Source organism: Neptuniibacter sp. QD48_55 (assembly GCF_047778115.1).
Taxonomy (GTDB): domain Bacteria; phylum Pseudomonadota; class Gammaproteobacteria; order Pseudomonadales; family Balneatricaceae; genus Neptuniibacter.
The window spans coordinates 1,005,581-1,023,994 of the sequence record NZ_CP180555.1; the positions used below are offsets into that span (position 1 = coordinate 1,005,581).

13 protein-coding genes are annotated in these 18,414 nt (G+C 43.2%); 8 read left to right on the forward strand and 5 right to left on the reverse strand.

What is annotated here, in order from left to right:
- Position 1: 1 nt before the first annotated feature.
- Positions 2–1,084, reverse strand: a complete 1,083-nt coding sequence (locus ACMXYW_RS04490) for an efflux RND transporter periplasmic adaptor subunit (RefSeq protein ID WP_415905370.1) — start codon at positions 1,082–1,084, stop codon at positions 2–4.
- A 194-nt stretch (positions 1,085–1,278) separates the two neighbouring features.
- Between ACMXYW_RS04490 and ACMXYW_RS04495 the strand changes: the two genes are divergently transcribed.
- Together ACMXYW_RS04495 and ACMXYW_RS04500 are read left to right on the forward strand one after the other, a co-directional pair.
- Entirely contained in the window at positions 1,279–1,896 is a 618-nt protein-coding gene (locus tag ACMXYW_RS04495) for a LysE family translocator (protein WP_415905371.1), read from the forward strand.
- Between the two features lie 486 nt (positions 1,897–2,382).
- On the forward strand, positions 2,383–2,922 hold the full coding sequence (locus ACMXYW_RS04500) for a carboxymuconolactone decarboxylase family protein (RefSeq protein WP_415900414.1): 540 nt from the start codon (positions 2,383–2,385) through the stop codon (positions 2,920–2,922).
- A gap of 56 nt (positions 2,923–2,978) precedes the next feature.
- Here the strand turns inward: ACMXYW_RS04500 and ACMXYW_RS04505 are convergent, their stop codons facing one another.
- Both ACMXYW_RS04505 and ACMXYW_RS04510 read right to left on the reverse strand, forming a co-directional pair.
- Positions 2,979–3,494, reverse strand: coding sequence for a disulfide bond formation protein B (locus tag ACMXYW_RS04505; RefSeq protein ID WP_415900415.1), 516 nt, complete (start codon positions 3,492–3,494; stop codon positions 2,979–2,981).
- 151 nt (positions 3,495–3,645) lie between these two features.
- Positions 3,646–4,833, reverse strand: a complete 1,188-nt coding sequence (locus tag ACMXYW_RS04510; RefSeq protein ID WP_415900416.1) for a pyridoxal phosphate-dependent aminotransferase — start codon at positions 4,831–4,833, stop codon at positions 3,646–3,648.
- A gap of 287 nt (positions 4,834–5,120) precedes the next feature.
- Between ACMXYW_RS04510 and uvrB the strand changes: the two genes are divergently transcribed.
- From uvrB to ACMXYW_RS04530, 4 genes are all read left to right on the forward strand, one after another.
- On the forward strand, positions 5,121–7,145 hold the full coding sequence (gene uvrB / locus ACMXYW_RS04515) for an excinuclease ABC subunit UvrB (protein WP_415900417.1): 2,025 nt from the start codon (positions 5,121–5,123) through the stop codon (positions 7,143–7,145).
- A 112-nt stretch (positions 7,146–7,257) separates the two neighbouring features.
- On the forward strand, positions 7,258–8,037 hold the full coding sequence (locus tag ACMXYW_RS04520; protein WP_415905372.1) for a FecR domain-containing protein: 780 nt from the start codon (positions 7,258–7,260) through the stop codon (positions 8,035–8,037).
- A 112-nt stretch (positions 8,038–8,149) separates the two neighbouring features.
- Entirely contained in the window at positions 8,150–9,451 is a 1,302-nt protein-coding gene (locus ACMXYW_RS04525) for a surface lipoprotein assembly modifier (RefSeq protein ID WP_415900419.1), read from the forward strand.
- 11 nt (positions 9,452–9,462) lie between these two features.
- On the forward strand, positions 9,463–11,238 hold the full coding sequence (locus ACMXYW_RS04530; RefSeq protein WP_415905373.1) for a FecR domain-containing protein: 1,776 nt from the start codon (positions 9,463–9,465) through the stop codon (positions 11,236–11,238).
- Positions 11,239–11,251: 13 nt separating this feature from the next.
- Here the strand turns inward: ACMXYW_RS04530 and ACMXYW_RS04535 are convergent, their stop codons facing one another.
- A complete protein-coding gene (locus tag ACMXYW_RS04535; RefSeq protein WP_415905374.1) occupies positions 11,252–12,010 on the reverse strand; it encodes an MBL fold metallo-hydrolase in 759 nt (252 codons plus the stop codon).
- A gap of 65 nt (positions 12,011–12,075) precedes the next feature.
- On the opposite strand from ACMXYW_RS04535, the gene ACMXYW_RS04540 reads away from it, so the two are divergent.
- Together ACMXYW_RS04540 and ACMXYW_RS04545 are read left to right on the forward strand one after the other, a co-directional pair.
- Entirely contained in the window at positions 12,076–14,334 is a 2,259-nt protein-coding gene (locus ACMXYW_RS04540; RefSeq protein WP_415905375.1) for a GspE/PulE family protein, read from the forward strand.
- 3 nt (positions 14,335–14,337) lie between these two features.
- Positions 14,338–16,530: a CHASE2 domain-containing protein gene (locus tag ACMXYW_RS04545; RefSeq protein WP_415905376.1), complete on the forward strand. Its 2,193-nt coding sequence runs from the start codon at positions 14,338–14,340 to the stop codon at positions 16,528–16,530.
- A gap of 4 nt (positions 16,531–16,534) precedes the next feature.
- Here ACMXYW_RS04545 and ACMXYW_RS04550 read toward each other — a convergent pair whose 3' ends face one another.
- Positions 16,535–18,127, reverse strand: a complete 1,593-nt coding sequence (locus ACMXYW_RS04550; RefSeq protein ID WP_415905377.1) for an HD domain-containing phosphohydrolase — start codon at positions 18,125–18,127, stop codon at positions 16,535–16,537.
- Positions 18,128–18,414 lie beyond the last annotated feature (287 nt).

Here is an 18,414-nt window from a genome sequence, read left to right on the forward strand (position 1 = left end):
ATTATTTATCCTGTCCTGCAGTTTTATTTTCTTGAGCCTGTGCTTCTTCTTGGGCCGGTTCAGCTTTAGCTGGCTGTGTGCCATCGGTAAATATCGGTGTTACAGGCATGCCTGGGAAGAGTTTAATTTGCCCTGCAGTAATCAAAACTGAACCTTCTTCAAGCCCAGATATGATTTGCACAATACCCGGGCGGCGTTGTCCCAAAGTAACTGGGGCCATCGCTACTTTACCTTCTTGAACTGTCATCACGAAAAAGCCGCCATCTTTTGGAATGATGGCTTGCTCAGGGATTACTACGGTTGTTTGTTGGTCAACTAGCAGATCGACTTGCGCAAAAAGGCCTGGGCGTAATTTGCCTTCAGTATTTGGGATTTGCGCACGTACTTGAATATTATGGGCGCTGCTGTCAGAGCTTGGAGACACCGCGTATACCTCACCAGCGATTTGTTCGCCCGGTAAGGCATCTACTTTGATGTTGAGTTGACGGCCTGGTTGTAGCTCGGATAGATAAATCTCAGGCACCCGGAAATCTAACTTCATTGTGCTTAAATCAGTAAGCTCGATCAGGTCTTCACCCTGATTTACATAATCGCCAGGGCTTACCAAACGCAAGCCGGTAAAACCGGTAAAGGGAGCGTTTAAGGTCATTTTATCTAAACGCGCTTGCGCTAAGGCTTCCTGAGCTTGGTCGACACGAAGTTGGGCTAAGCTGCTGTCACGTTCTTGTACCGAACCCACTTTTTTCTTCAACAGGCTACGAGCACGGTCATAATCTGTTCGGCTTAACTGGACACGTGCTTGTGCCTCTTTTAGTTCAGCTACATAGATGGAGCTATCTAGCTTAAATAGCGGGGTTCCTTGTTCTACTTGCTGACCCTCTCTAAATAGAATCTTTTCTATACGACCGCCTTGTTCAGGGCGAAGCATAATAGATTCATTGGCTTGGAGTGTTCCAATGGCAGAGATCTTCTTATCCAGTGTTTGAGTTTTGACTGTCACTACCTCAGCAGGCATACCCTGAGCGTTGACTTGAAAAGCAGCCACACAAAGCATAAATACAGCCAGATAATTTTTCTTAAACATAGAAAGTCCGATCTTAGTCTTTAGAAGTAGGGAAAGCCTATTCTAAAGATCTGTTTTCAGTTAACAATGTAATAATGTGTAAAGAATTGAAAAGTAAAATTCGAGATTCGTGATGTATAGCGTTCAATTGCGTTTGATTGCTTTTAGCGCGTATGATCCTGAGCAAGCTAAACAGATTTAATTGGTGTTGCTAAATGATCTCACTCGAGTTTTTAATCACCTCTCTTATCGTAGTACTTATTCCCGGAACAGGTGTTTTATACACTGTGGCTACCGGGTTATTTATAGGTAAACGTGCAAGCTTGTTTGCGGCATTAGGATGTACGATCGGTATTGTGCCATCGCTTTTAGCAAGTATTTTAGGATTGGCAGCAATCTTTCATGCTAGCGCTATTGCCTTTCAGATCGTTAAGTTTGTTGGCGTAGCCTATCTTCTGTATTTGGCTTGGTCGATGTGGCGTTCTTCGTCATCCTTTGCATTGGATCAGAAAGAGAAAGAGGCTAAATATAGTGTTATTGCTATGAAAGGTTTTTTAATCAATATCTTAAATCCTAAGCTGTCGATCTTCTTTCTCGCCTTTTTACCACAATTTGTCTCACCTGAAGTTGGTTCGCCACTGATGAGCATGTTTGTGCTGGGTCTTATCTTTATGCTGATGACCTTTGCGGTTTTTGTGATTTATGGCTTTTTGGCAGGGCGCTTTAGCGAATTTGTTGTGGGCTCTGAAACAATCAGCCAGATGATGCAAAAGTTATTTGCAGGGAGCTTTGCTCTTTTAGGGGTTAAATTGGCGTTTAGTGATAGGGGCTAACCGCTTTTAATTAAGCGTTCAGCTGATTTAAGCAGCGAGCGCTTAGGATATATTTATATCACTTATAGTTAAATGTTGAGTGATAAGAGTTGTTTGGTTTAAACAGCTCGCTGTATTTCTGATGATCATTATCCAAGCTCTTTTTCTTCTCAAGGCAGCTTATTATTCTCCATCATAAGCTCTGAAAAGATTTCCCCCGTACTGTTGAAATCATAATTAAGCGTGACTTTGCATAGGCCTTCTAGACTGCAAAGTCATGTAAATACTAAAAGGCCATATATGGATGCTCTTATGCGTTCTGCATTTAGCTAGCATTAACCCTACAAATTTAACTTATTGAGGATTTGTTTATTTTTAACTTGAACAAGTGTTCAATAGTGGTTATTGTTTTGGATGTGAACAGTTGTTCAAATATGGCTGGCTTGATCTGTTTTTGTGGGGAAGGCGTTCTTGCATAGGCTAAATCGATTAGTAAATGGAGAAATGATGAGTAAATTCAAATTACACACGATGGAATCGGCCCCTCAAGGGACTAAAGCACTGTTTGAAAACTCGTTGAAGAATTTTGGCATGATTCCAAATTTACATGCCGTGTTAGGTGAAGAGCCAGTTGTACTGGAAGCCTATCAGCAGTTACATACCTTATTTCAACAAACAGACTTCAATGCAGCTGAGCTAACGGTAGTTTGGCAGACGATTAATGTCGAACACGGCTGTGAGTATTGTGTGCCAGCACATAGCTTGATTGCAGACATGATGAAAGTGGATCCCGCTGTCAATGAGGCGTTAAGAAACAAAACAGCTCTACCTACACAAAAGTTGCAAGTATTGCATGACACAACTTTGGCTATTGTTCGTGAGCGAGGACGTATCTCTGATGAGCAGCTTGATGCTTTCTTCTCGGCAGGTTATGAACAGAAGCATCTGCTTGGAATAATTCTGGGATTGTCGCAAAAGGTAATGAGTAACTATGTAAATTACATAGCTCAGACTCCTTTGGATGAGAAATTCCAAACTTACGCCTAGCTACTAATAAAAAAGGCGAGCACTATTAAGTGTTCGCCTTTTCAGTAAATGGGGAATTAGTTAGATTGTGTAGATCTAAACTGTAGCCCGAAGAAAACGGCTGCTGTTGCTGCCAACAGTGCAGAAAATGCCATTAAGCCTTCTGCCATAGTGATACCGAACAGTAGCTCAGGGGTATAGCCGCAAGGTTCCCAAGGAGCAAAAACCGATGGGATCCATTGATCAAGTGCAAACCAGTTAGGCAAACCGCTGTCCATACTGCAGCTATCCACTATCCAGTTGCGCTCTACTGCTAGGGTCTTCCATGAGCGTTCTACGAGACCGATTCCGACAACGAGTGTTAGCAAGTGGCTTAGTTTACTCAGGCATCCATGTTTACGTGTAAACAGACCGAATATTGCTACGATAATCAGAGCGAAAAGCCAGATGCGAATATGGATACATAAGACGCAAGGGTAGTAGTCCAAAGCGTATTGATAATAGAGGGCTACTGCCTCCATGCTGATGCCGATGAAAATTAAGCTTAACCAGAAAAAAGCAGAACGGCTAAGGCAAGTTAATTTGTCCAACATTAACGAGTCTCCCAAACAGTGAACAAATATCTGAGTCACTTAAGATGATAAGGTTCAAGTTCTTACTAAGAAAAGTAAAGATATCAATATATTTTCATTAGGCAGAAAAAAACCGAGCGCAGAGGCTCGGTTTTTTAGATCAAAAATTCGTTTAAGCTTCTAGTGCTTTACGGATACGACCCAATGCGTCTTCTAGCACTTCCATGCTAGTTGCGAAAGATAGGCGCATATTACCCGGCGCACCAAATGCAGAACCTGGTACCAGAGCAACGCCCGCTTCGTTTAGAAGGAACTCAGCCAATTCGATATCGTTAGCAAAACGATCATCGTTATCGATCACTTCTTGGAAGCTTGGGAATGCATAGAACGTGCCATCAGCAGGGATGCAGCTAACACCGTTGATGCTGTTTAGTGTGTTAACAACATATTCGTGGCGTGCTTTAAATGCTACAACCATCTCTGCTACGCACTCTTGAGAGCCTTCAAGTGCTGCTTGTGCTGCAACTTGTGCAATTGAAGTCGGGTTAGACGTGCTCTGTGATTGGATCTTCTTCATTGCGCCAATCAATGCAAGCGGGCCAGCTGCATAGCCGATACGCCAACCTGTCATAGAGTATGCTTTGGATACACCATTTAGAACGATTGTACGCTCGTAAAGCTCTGGGCATGCGTTAAGGATGTTTACGAATGGCTCATCGTTAAAACGGATGTGCTCATACATATCATCAGTCGCAACCAGTACTTGCGGGTGTTTAAGTAGTACTTCAGCTAGCGCTTTCAATTCGTCCAGTGTGTAAGCAACACCTGTAGGGTTTGAAGGGCTGTTTAGTACGACTAAACGTGTCTTATCTGTAATTGCAGCTTCTAGTTGCTCAGCAGTCATCTTGAAGCGCTGTTCCTGAGTTGTAGTAACAATCACAGGGACAGCATCCGCCATTTTTACCATGTCTGGGTAAGATACCCAGTACGGAGCTGGTACGATGACTTCATCACCTGCATTTAGCAGGGCTAAAGATAGGTTAAAGAAGCTTTGCTTACCGCCACAAGAAACAAGAATCTGGTTAGCAGCATATTCAAGACCGTTATCGTTCTTGAATTTGTTAATAATGGCTGTCTTTAATGCCGGTGTACCATCTACAGCGGTGTATTTTGTGAAACCTTCATTCAACGCCTGGATGGCAGCCTGTTTGATATGATCCGGAGTATCAAAATCGGGCTCGCCAGCGCCCAGGCCAATAATGTTCTTACCTGCCGCGCGCAGTTCAGCTGCACGGTTAGTAACCGCCAGCGTTGGAGAAGGTTTGATGTTGTTGACGCGGTCTGAAAGTTGAACGTTCAAGCCTAAGTTCCTCGATAAGAATATCTGCATTGCAGATACCGACATTAATCAGCAGAAATCCCGCTTTAAATATTGTGTTAGCTAGGAGTTTCCAAACCCGCATATGATACAGCAAACAATAGCCCGCATGAATCCTGTTTGAGCGAAAAAATACCTTTTCAGATCAATAAATTGATTAAAGGAAACTTTTTTCTCTTAAGAGCGGTCTTTTTAATACGTATTTATGCAAGTAAAAGTAGCAGCTGCTGAGATATAATGCTCAGCTTTGCTCGAAATTGGGTCGCAGAATGAAAGAACGATTTAAAGTCCACTCGAAGTTTACGCCCGCAGGCGATCAGCCGCAGGCCATTAAAGAGTTAGTTGATGGCATTGATATTGGTTTAGCCTCACAAACTCTTTTGGGTGTAACGGGCTCAGGTAAAACGTTCACTATTGCGAATGTGATTGCTCAAGTTCAGCGTCCTACTATTATCATGGCCCATAACAAAACCTTGGCTGCCCAGTTATACGGGGAGTTTAAGGAGTTCTTTCCGGATAATTCGGTTGAGTATTTCGTCTCTTATTACGATTACTACCAGCCAGAAGCCTATGTGCCTTCTTCTGATACCTTCATCGAGAAAGATGCATCGATAAATGACCATATCGAGCAGATGCGTCTGTCCGCAACTAAAGCGTTGTTGGAGAGAGATGATGCCATCATTGTTGCAACGGTTTCTGCGATTTATGGTTTGGGTGACCCAAAATCATATCTAGGCATGATGCTGCATGTGGATCGCGGTGAAATTATCGATCAACGTGCCATTCTGCGTCGCCTAGCAGAGCTGCAATACACACGTAATGATGTTGAACTTCACCGTGGTAATTATCGAGTACGTGGTGATGTTATTGATATTTTTCCTGCAGAATCGGAGAAAGAAGCGGTTCGCATTGAGTTATTCGATGAAGAGATCGAAGAGATTAGTTACTTCGATCCGTTAACAGGCGAAGTTTTACGCCGTGTTCCACGCGCTACCATCTATCCAAAGAGCCATTATGTTACGCCTCGAGAAACGCTTTTGGCAGCTGTGGATAAGATTAAAGATGAGCTTCGTGAGCGTCTTGAGCAGTTACGTGAGAATAATAAGTTAGTTGAAGCTCAGCGTTTAGAACAGCGCACTCTCTATGATATGGAGATGATCATGGAGTTGGGTTATTGCTCTGGTATCGAAAACTACTCCCGTTACCTTTCTGGGCGTGAGCCTGGGGCTGCGCCGCCGACCTTGTTTGATTACCTGCCAGATAATGCCTTGCTGGTTTTGGATGAATCTCATGTAACAGTCCCACAGATTGGCGCAATGTATCGTGGTGACCGCTCACGTAAAGAAACGTTGGTGGAGTTTGGCTTCCGTCTTCCTTCTGCATTGGACAATCGACCGATGAAGTTTGAAGAGTGGGAACGCGAGTCTCCGCAGATGATTTTTGTCTCAGCGACACCAAGTAAGTATGAGGCAGAAAATCAGCAGCAGGTGGTGGAACAGGTAGTTCGACCAACAGGCCTAGTCGATCCTGTCGTAGAAGTCCGTCCAGCATCAACTCAAGTAGATGATCTTCTGTCTGAAATACGGTTAACGGTCGCTAAGAAAGAGCGTGTAGTCGTTACCGTGTTAACCAAACGCATGGCTGAAGATCTTACAGAGTACCTAGATGAACATGGTGTTCGGGTACGTTATCTGCATTCGGATATAGATACGGTTGAACGTGTCGAAATTATCCGTGACCTCCGTATAGGAGAGTTTGATGTACTTGTCGGCATTAACTTGCTTCGGGAAGGGATAGATATGCCAGAGGTCTCTCTGGTTGCTATTTTGGATGCGGATAAAGAGGGTTTCTTGCGTTCAGAAACATCGATGATTCAGACAATTGGCCGCGCCGCGCGTAATGTTAACGGCAGGGCTATTCTGTATGCCGATAAGATTACTGGTTCGATGCAGCGATCAATGGATGAAACTGAGCGTCGCCGTCAAAAGCAGATAACCTTTAACGAAGAAAACGGTATTGTTCCGCAAAGTATCAGTAAATCCGTTGCTGATATTATGGAAGGGGCGAGTACTGTGCCTGGTCGTAAAGCTTCTCGTACAGCTAAGAAAGTCGCGGAGCAGGCTGCTGAGTATCAAGTGGATGATGCTGCACAGTTATCACCAAAAGAGCTCTCTAAAGCGATAACTAAGATCGAAGATAAAATGTATGAGGCGGCGAAGAACCTCGAATTTGAGTTGGCTGCTAAGTATAGAGACGAGTTGCAAACACTGAAACAACACACTTTTGTTAATTAAACTTGATGCAGGATTGAAGTTTTATCATTTGGATAAAGCTTGGCTACACTGATTACTAAACCGACAGCTGGTTGGTAAAACAAGCTATTAGTTTATAAATGGAGTTAGGTTGATGATTAAGTGGCTGCTGCCAATCGTTGTTGCTGTTGTTTTTTCGCCAAGTGCAATGTCTGCAGGCAAAGCAGGGCACGTACTGTTAAGTGTGGGTAACAATACCGCTCAGCTTCCGAAGAGCGATGTTAGGCAGTTGAAGCGGAAATCTGAAATTTACTCTCTTGATAGTATTGCTACTGGACCTAAAGGTCGCTTACAGATTCGTTTTACGGATGGATCGCGTCTATCCCTTCGCCCTGATACCCTTTTTAATGTTGAAGAATACCGTTTCAGCAAAAGCAAACCAGAAGATGGAAAATCGGTTTATCGCCTTTTAAAAGGAGGTTTGCGAACTTTGACGGGTGCAATTAGCGATAACAACAAAGAGAGTTATGAGGTCCACACGCCGATAGCGACCATAGGCGTGAGAGGAACTCACTACACACTATTTTATTGTGATAAAACTTGCCAGGAAACAACGCGGGCGCAAATGGGCCTCTATGGATATGTCTTAGAAGGTGAAATCGTTGTAGGTAACAAATCGATTAGGGCTCCCATTCAGATGGGACGCTATTTCTTTCTTGGTGGAGATGGTAGTAACCTGAAAATCCGCCAAACCCCCTTCAAATTGTTTGAATTACTCCAAGATATGGGGCCTGATTTAATGTCAGGAGCAGGAAATAATCAGATTCCAGCATTAAATGCTAATGAAAAGCTAAATTTGAATCTGGATGTTACGCCAAATCAGGGTGGAGCTAATACCCCGTCACCAAATCGCGGTCCAAATACTTACCCTTAATTGATCTATATACTAAATTCCTATGAATAGTGTGGGCATGAGATAGCACTATTCCCAAAACATTGATAATGTTTGAATTTTTATATCCTCTTAAGCTGGGAGAGTGTTAAGAGTGAGTAAGTTACCTAAGTATTTGGCTGCAGGTCTTTACTGCCTTTCCTCATTAGTTATGGCCGACACGGTCATTGATCTGAAAAATTTAGTTGATCAGGGAAAATATGAGCAGGCCTACCAGTTGGCTATATCTAACCTGGAGAGCCTGGAAGGTGATCCAGGGTTTGATATGCAATATGGGGTTGCAGCCATTGATAGTAAGCGTGTAAGTGAAGGTGTTTTTGCGCTTGAACGAGTTATTTTTTTAGAACCTAATAACTCTTTAGCTAAGCTGGAATTAGCGCGAGGTTATTACCTTTTAAATCAGTTTGATAAAGCTAAGCAACTCTTTCTACAAGTTAAAAAAATCAATCCACCTCAGACGGTTGCTAATCGTATTGATCAATACCTCTCCCTGATCGATAAGAAAACTACTGTTCCTCCAACTAAGTTCACAAGCTTTGTCGAAGTTTGGGCAGGGTATGATAGTAATTTGAACGCTGGCCCTGATGATCAAACGAATGTGGTTATATTAAGTAGTGATGCATTAGGTAAGGACGATCAGTTTAATCAGGTTCGTCTAGGGGGCTTTATTGAACATGCTTATAGCTCAGATAATGCTCTTTTATTTGGGGCGCATGCTGATATGCGTTATTACCACACAGAAGATGAGCAGGATTATAAGAATATAACTTTGAGTGGCGGTCATCTTTGGAAAATGGATGACCAACAGTTCCAAATTAATTTCTCATTACAAAAATATCTTTTAGATAGTGAACAATATAGGGATATGTATAGTGTAAATGGCCAATGGAGCAAACAGGTTAGCCGCAATTCAATTGCTAAAATCTTTATTGGCGCTAATTCACTCGTCTACGATGACTCAGATTGGAAAGATGCTTTACAGCTAAATGCAGGCGTTAATTACCTCTATGCTGGAACAGGATCATGGAATCCACTTTATTTTGTGGGTGGCTTTATTGGTAATGAAACACCTGATGAGTCCAATATTCTGTCGGATGGGCAAGTAGATCGAGTTTTTTGGGGTGGCAATGTTGGGGTTCAACTAAGTCCTCTTAAAAGCTTAAAGGTTACGCCTTCAATCACTTACCAAGACAGTGAATATGCAGGTAATGATTGGATTTATGGTGTGAAGCGCCATGATAAATATATGTCAGCTAATCTAAACCTAGAGTGGGTTGTAGGTCCTTCTTGGACAGTGTTGGGGAACTACAGTTTTACAAAATCTGATTCAAATATAGAGCTTTATGAGTATGACCGTCAGCAGGTTATGCTTGGTTTGCGCTATAACTTCCATTGAGGTGATCATTTATGAAGCTCTTTATATTTACCTCTTTATTGCTTTTAGTCAGCAGTTTTTCACACTCTGCTGAGAGTGTTGGCAAAGTAATACTAAGTTTTGGTCAGAATGTGGCGGTTTCCACGGCAGGTGATGAACGTGCTTTAAAACGTCAGGCCGATGTGTTTGCCAATGATCTATTGAAAACCAGTGCTAAAGGGCGGTTACAGATACGTTTTACCGATGGGTCTCGACTGTCATTAAAACCGAATACAGAATTTAAAATTGATGATTACCGCTTTGATGAAGCTAACCCTGAAGATGGTAAGGCGATTTACAAACTGCTAAAAGGTGGTATGCGCACTATATCGGGTAAGATAGGTAAGGTAGATAAAGAAGATTACAAACTGGACGCTGTGGTTGCCACCATCGGTATTCGAGGTACTGACTTCAGTGTGGAAAAAGTAGGGGAGCGGGTTTCAGGCTCTGTAAGCCAAGGCAAGATTAATGTTTCGGCTAAACAAGGTGGAAGTCGTGATATCGCATCGGGCCGCTCTTTTAGCCTAGTTGGTCCTCGTGGCTCTGTTAATGTATTTAAAACTCCAGCAGCAACCGAGACTTCTGAAGAAACTACCGAGTCATCCGAATCGGAAGAGTCCTCGGAAGAAGAGACTGAACAGCAAGAAGAGTCATCTTCAACTGAAACAGACGAAAGTACGACTACTGATGAGTCTTCTTCGCAAGAATCCACATCTGAAACTACTGAGCAAACTTCTGTAAGTGCCGAGAGTGAGGACTCCTCAACAACATTAGATCTAAATACTACAACTACAACGACGAGTGATAGTACTGGTAGCACCGTTCCAGCTTCAGATCCTCAAGCAGAAACTAATAACAACCAAGAGGTTGTATTAGCTTCTCCAAACCCAACGGGTAATGGCGAAGCTGCGCCTATGGGTAGTTTGGTTGCCGTAGCTTTCACCGAAAAAGATCCAGTAAAAGGTTTAAATGGTAGTTCCGGACGAGTCATTGTTGATGGTCAATCAGCTATTACAGTTGATAAAACCATAGGCACAGGAGATGTGGTTACAGGTTTAGTTTATCTAGATTCCAGCAACTCGACGGACAATAACTGTTCTCCTTGTAGTTTTACTGGTCCTTCAACAGCCACTAGCTTGTCAGAGAACAATACCAAAACAATTGGTGGTACTAATGTCACTTGGGGGCGTTGGGGGGCAGGCTACACGGTGTTAGAAAATGGTTCTGAGGTTGAAACAGATGGTAGCTTCCAGTTTATGTATGCTGATGGCCTAACACCTGCTGCCAACGTCTTGGCGAAAACAGGTGATTATGTTTATCGTTTGGAGTCTACTGCAGGGGCCTATACCAAACCAGAAATTGAAACAGGTGCTACTGGTTCCTTAAATGATTTTGTCTATGGTGGAGGTACAGGCGGTCACCTCTATAGTGGCACCTATTTTCGTGTGGATTTTGATAGTGAACAGTTGCTAGAGATTGGTATCGAAGCCAATGTGGCAGGTCGTGACTATGCATTGCGAGAAGATGCAAATGCGAATATGAGCTTGAATAATGTGCTGAGCGGCGGAGATGTCAAGCTTACAGGGGTTTGTACCGGTGGTGACTGTGGAGCTAGCACAGATATGTCTGGTCGTATGACGATTGATTTTGTCGGTGCGGGTGCCGAGGGTGCAGTGACCAGTTATGGTGCTTCTGGTGAAAATGCCGGAACGGGTACCACAGGGACTATTTCGGGCACGATTCTTCTAGAAGCTATGCCATCCCCTTAATAGGGGGTGGTTATTAAAGGTTAATAATATCGCCGTGGTGCAAACGATCAATCTGCCAGCTAGGTAAGATTTGGCGACATTGCTGCATAATTGTGTCTTCGAATCCCGGTTTAAGGTGGGTAATCATTACCCGAGCGGGATGGCTCAATAGTTCTAACTGGCTTGCAAGATGACTTGGTGTCAGATGGCCGCTCAATCGAGCGAGTTCATCAACTTCATCGGTAAAGGATACATCGATGATAAGTAGGTCAGGTTTTTTAGTGTTTAGAATGGGCCAGAGTGCGTTATTGATACCTGTATCACCACTAAAGGCAAAGGAGGCTTTGCCGTCTGATACTAAATAACCAACGGTTGGTGATGGGTGCTCGGCAGGGATTACTTCTATGGTTTTACCTTGTAGGGATAGCTGATCACCAACGTTTACCGAATGCAGATTGATGATCGGTTTATCTTCAGGCAAACAGGTGTAATCTGGCCAAATTGTCCAATTAAAGATGTGAGTTTTTAAAGCCTCGACAACCTCTGGAAGTGCATAGATATCGATAGGTGTTTTATGCTGATCATAAATAGTTGCCAGCATTAACGGCAGGCCAATGATATGGTCTAGATGAGCATGGGTGATAACGATATCTTTAATAGCGAGCATCTGATCCATCTTTAAAAGCTCAACACCTGTACCAGCGTCGATTAACAATGAATCGTCTACTAAAAATGTTGTTGTTTTTAAACCATGGCCGATACCGCCACTGCAACCAAGAATTTCGAGCTTCACTTCCCACCTCTGGTGCGGCTATCTTTAATTAGAAAACTATAATACTGACATTATGGTAGTAGAGCATGACAAAAGCGATAGAAAAGGATACTCAGCAGTTTTATTCTCGATTAACAAAAGTGTTGAGTAAGATTCATCAGGCTAAGAGTTTTGAAGAAGCTTACCCTCTAGTCGAAAAGACATTGCTGGCTTTGTTTAATGCTCAGCGTATCACCGTATACCAACGAAATCGCTCGAGCAAGGATATTGTTTCTCGTTTTAAAACGGGCGAAGATTTAACCGAAATTCGAGTGCCTATTACAGCGTCATCTATCGCAGGTTTTGTGGCGCTAAGTAAAAAAGCAATAACAATCAAAGATGTACGAGACTCGGATGAGCTTGAAAAAATACATCCATCCTTACGTTTTAATGCTTCCTTTGAAAAGGATATCGAATTTACCAGTCGCTCTATGCTGGTGCTTCCTATTCTTTACCAAGATGTATTACTCGGTGTTATCCAAATAATAAACCGGCAAGATGGTAAATCCTTCTCAGCGATTGATCTAAAAAGGGGACGGCAATTTGCTGAGCTGCTTGGGCAAAAATTCCGTTATGATTTTGGTTGTACAGAAACACCGTTTGAATACCTTTTGGAGCAAAACTTAATTGAGCAAAAAGTCTTTGATCAACTTGAGAAAAAAGCAGATGCTCGAACCCCACTAACGCGCTTGTTAAGAGATAATGCCAGACTAACCAGTCAGCAGATTGGTCAGTCATTAGAGTGCTTTTATCAAGTCCCTTTTATTGCTTACAATCCCGAAAAGTACTTTCTTCATCCCTTATGTGAAAAGGTAAATAAGGCTTATCTACGTAATAGCAATCTTGTTCTGCTATCTGAACAGAATAGTGACACGGTCCTAATTTTAATTGATGATCCTAATGATACTAAGCGCCTGATTGAAATTAAAAATGTCGTAGGCCAAAGAGATGCTCATATATGCGTCGGTTTACTGGACGATATTCATCAGTACCTTGGGGTAGTGACCGGAGGCGGGCAACAGGACAGCGCAAATCTCAGCACTATTCTTGATGAGCTAGATGATAGCGCTGAAATGGATATCGACGATACGGTTACTGAAAACGATGAAGTTTCAGAGGAAGATTCAACCGTTGTTCGCTTGGTTAACCGAGTATTGCTCGATGCGAAGCGCCTGAGAGCATCGGATATTCATATTGAACCGGGCAAAGGCAGAACACCGACCAACGTACGTATGCGTATAGATGGTGTTTGCCAAGATATTATTCAGATACCCGCGACCCATGCTAAAGCCACAGTATCGCGCATCAAGATTATGTCGCGCCTAGATATAGCCGAAAAACGTCTACCTCAAGATGGTAAATTTGCGGTGCGTTTGCAAGGTCACCCATTGGAAGTCCGCGTAGCGACCATTCCTACTGTAAACGGTGAAGGCGTGGTCATGCGTTTGTTGCAAAGTGGTGAACCCGTTGCTTTCGACCAACTTAATTTTGTTACACCAATTCAAGATGGCGTCAAAGAGTTACTAGAAAATCCACACGGTATTTTGTTGGTGGTTGGTCCTACAGGTTCAGGTAAAACGACTACCCTGCATGCATTGCTAGCTACCTTAAACACGCCGGAGAAGAAAATCTGGACAGCAGAAGATCCTGTTGAGATTACGCAGCCAGGCTTGCAACAGGTGCAGGTTCAACCTAAAACCGGTTTTACCTTCGCAGCAGCGTTACGGGCGTTTTTACGCGCAGATCCCGATATCATTCTGATTGGTGAAATGCGAGATCAGGAAACGGCTCATGCGGCTGTAGAGGCATCCCTGACCGGTCATCTAGTATTATCAACACTGCATACAAATTCTGCTCCTGAAACCATTACGCGTTTGCTGGATTTGGGTATAGATCCAGTTAGCTTTTCGGACGCTCTGTTAGGTGTATTGGCGCAGCGTTTGGTAAGAACACTATGCCCTAGTTGTCGTAAGGCTTATAAAGCCTCAAATGATGAGATTGCTTTCTTGCTGCGTCGTTATGGTGAGCAAGCAGGTGAACTTATTATGGGAGATAAGGTTAAGCTCTATAAAGCGGTAGGTTGTGAGGAATGTAACCATACCGGTTATCGCGGGCGTACCGGTATTCACGAGCTATTAATTTCGACTCCTGAGATGAAAGAAAAAATCTATCAAGGGGCAACAATAGGTGAAATACGAGAACAAGCGATCTCTGATGGTATGCGTAGCTTGTTGCAGGATGGAATCCAGAAAGTGCTCAAGGGTGATATCGACTTCGATCAATTGCGTAGAGTGACGGCAGAGTAAACGATGAAACAACGTTGGATACGCACTGTTTTAGGCTTGATACTCACTTTAGTGATGTTAATACCTGTGATTCAGGGCGATCGTCTTGAGCTGTTAGAACGTTTTGAGTATGACCTTTATGATCTGCGCTTAAGACAGTTTTTATCCGAAGAAAAAGATCCGCGTATTGTAATAGTCGATGTGGATGAAAAAAGCTTGGCAGCGGAGGGGCGCTGGCCTTGGAACCGAGCCAAACTAGCATTGATGTTGGATCAGCTTTTCGACCAATACGGGGTCGCTATTGTTGGCTTTGATATGGTTTTCTCAGAGGCTGATCAAAGTGTCGATCTATCTGCACTTAAACAACTGGCATCAGAATCGGAAGGGAAAACACTAGATCAGCTTATAGAAAAATTAAATTCTGACGCAATTTTTTCGAAAGCGATTGCCGATCGCCCTGTCGTATTGGGCTATCTATTTGACCGAAGTTTAAAAAAACTACAGATAGGCCATCCCGGTAGTCCGGTGATTAGTGATGATGAGCGTTTAGATCGGTTACCTATTCCTGAAGCGAGTGGAATAATCTCCAGTCTGAATGAACTCCATAGTGTCAGTGTTTGGAACGGCTTCTTTGATAATCCCATGGTAGATTCCGATGGTGTATATCGCCGTGTACCTGTGATTCAGCGCTATGAGGAGAATTATTATCCCTCTCTGGCCCTTTCTATGCTTTTAGCCTTGTTTGGAGAAGAATCTGTGACGTCGGTTATTGAATCGGATGTCACTGGCAAGCAAGATGCATTAGTCGCTGTGGATGCTGCTGGGGTGCGGATTCCAGTCGATCAACATGGTGCGGTACTCGTGCCTTATCGAGGCCCTCAAGGCAGTTTCCCATATATCTCTGCAACCGATGTCATTCGTGGAACGGCCGATGCAGAACAGTTGGAAGGTGCGATTATTTTGGTCGGGACGAGCGCTGCAGGTTTGTTAGATCTGCGAGTGACGCCGATGAGTAACCGATACTCGGGTGTAGAAGTACACGCAAATATTCTGTCGGGCATGCTAGACGAACGCATTCAGCATCAGCCTGATTACACCTTAGGGGTTGAGTTGATTCAGTTGATTGTTAGTGGTTTATTGCTGTCGTTAATCATTCCACGTGTTTCGGTTTTAACCTCGACCTTATTCACATTGGTGTGGGTTGCTCTGTTGGTGGGTGCAAATTTATATGCATGGCAACAGATGTTCTGGGTGATCCCATTGGGTTACACCTTAATTTTGGTATCGGTGCTTTATCTTTTTCAGCAAACCACAGGTTACTTTTTCGAAGCGCGTAATATAGCTCAACTGGCAACTCAATTCGGTCAATATATACCGCCAGAAGTAGTGGAGGAATTAAGCGAACAAGATCAAAGCGTACAGTTGAGTGGTGAAAACCGCGAGATGAGTGTGTTCTTCTCAGATGTTCGTGGTTTTACAAGTTTGTCTGAGCAGCTTAATCCACAACAGTTGACTCGTTTAATGAATATTTACCTTACCGGTATGACTCAAATTATCCATGAACAACGTGGGACTGTGGATAAATATATAGGCGATGCGGTGATGGCCTTTTGGGGCGCGCCACTGAAAGATGAGAATCATGCCCGTAATGCATTGAATTCGGCGATGAAGATGCTGGATGTTCTACCTGAATTGAATAAGCAGCTTGAACAAGAGGGCTTACCGAGCGTCGAGGTGGGGATGGGAATTAATAGTGGCCCTATGAATGTGGGTAACATGGGATCGAGTTTCCGTATGGCTTATACCGTGATGGGGGATGCGGTAAACCTTGCCTCAAGACTGGAAGGGCTGACCAAATATTATGGAACACCACTATTAGTGAGTGGAGAAGTAGTATCTCTGGTGCCGGAGTATATTTACCGGAAGTTAGATCGTGTACAGGTGAAAGGTCGTAGTGAACCTGTAGATATCTATGAACCTATCTGTTTGCGCGAAGCGTGCACATCTCAACAGCAGTCTTGTATCGAACTCTTTTCTGCTGCGATAGCGGCTTATGTCCAAAAGGATTGGGCTTTGGCAGAAGAACGATTTGGGCAATTCCTGTTAGATCATCCCGATGACAAGATGACCCGAATCTATCTTCACCGTATTGCCGAATTCAAAGATGTTCCGCCAACCTCTGACTGGCGTGGCGTTTATAGCCACACCAGCAAATAGGTGTTTAATTTAAGCCGGGTAGGGATGCAGGATCAAACTCATCGATTTGGCGCGGGGTCATATGTGATTGTGCATATTTCAGATAAGTACCGCTTTCGACGAACAGCTTGAATAGATCTGCATCCAGATGATTATCTTCCACCATCCGACCCAAGATAGTCATCGCTTGCGATAGCAACATGCCTTTCTTGTACGGGCGATCTGGTGAAGTCAGCGCCTCAAAAATATCAGCGATACACATAATCCGCGCACGTGTTGATAAATCTTCTGCTGTGATCCCTCTAGGATAACCGCTGCCATCCATATGCTCATGGTGGTTGCAGGCAATCTCTGGCACTTCGGACAGTTGTTTGGGGTATTTTAGGGATTCCAGCATATCGATCGATACTTTTATGTGATCGCGCATCACTTGGCGCTCGTCATCGGTCAATGTACCTTTACTGATACATAAGTTGTCCACTTCATCCTTGGAGAGCAGATGACGTGCGTTGCCTTCACTATCAATCCAGCTAATCTCACTGATACTGACCACACGTGCTTTGTCTTCAGGGGCCATAAATTCAGAGCCAGTATTAGATTTACGAATAAAATCGAAATCAATATCTAGCTGCTGTAGTTGAGCAGTCAGCTTTTGCTCAGCAGATGCATATTCTTCATTTGATAGTTGCATCTGTTGTTGCAGTAATTCAATTTGCAGATGTTGTTTGTATTCTCGAAAACGGGATTCAACCAGATCTATCCGATCAAACATTGTGTGTAGCTTTGTTGCTTTATCAATGATGTATTCAGGCGTGGTAATCTTGCCGCAATCGTGAAGCCATGCTGCGATCCGCAACTCGTACATCTCTAGGTCATTGAAGCTAAGATCAGCAAACGTTCCATCAGTCGCGTTGTTAACTGCTGCAGCAATTAACATGGCTATTTCTGGTACTTGTTCACAATGCTTACCTGTCACAGGCGATTTGTGGTCGATTGCACGGCCAATTAGTTTAATGAATGATTCGAATAACATTCGTTGAGCATCAATTAAGCGGCGTTTCGTTAATACTGCTGCTGCAAGCGATGCTAAAGATTCAACCAAATGCTGTTGGGTATCTGGGAAGGCAATAATGTTGCCCTCGTTATCCATAGCATTAAGTAACTGCAATACACCGATTATTTCCCCTTCATGGTCTTGTAAAGGCACACATAAAAAGGATTTTGAACGGTAATTTAGTTGTTTATCGAACTTACGAGTACCTGAAAAATCATAGTCGTCGCAGTCATATACATCGGGGATGTTGATGGTTTCCCTCTGAACGAAGGTTTGAACCACAACCAGTTTGGAGGCTTGTTGTTGAGCATTGTGGATCTCTACCGCAGGGAGGTCGCGAGGCTTTTGATGAATGCCTAAAGAACGGTTATGAAGAACAGAAAATTTTAGTTCGTTTTCATTCTCTTCATTGAGTGTATATAGCGTTCCCCCATCCGCATTGGTTAGGTACATACACCCCAAAATAATACGATCTAACAGTTTTGAGTGATCTTTCTCAGATGTTAAAGCGCCTGTTAGATCGGCTAATTGTTTAACGACTTCCTGAGTGTCTAGGTAACTCATAGAGGTTCCAATATAAAATCCAAAATGCATCTAAATGGTTTTCGAATGCGACATAGTGTTAAAAGATTGGTTATCTATTTGATCATCTTAGCACTAAATAGAAGTAAGACCTTTCATTAAGAACAGTAAATTACTTTTAAATCAGTCCAATAGTGACTTTATTTCTATATCGGGTACATACTTAGATAAATGGTTCAAACGTACCATCTTGTTATGACGCTATGACTAAACTTGGTATGTAGCTAGCTTGAGTCGTATAGAGCTTTTTTAAAGGTTTCTTAGTAGCA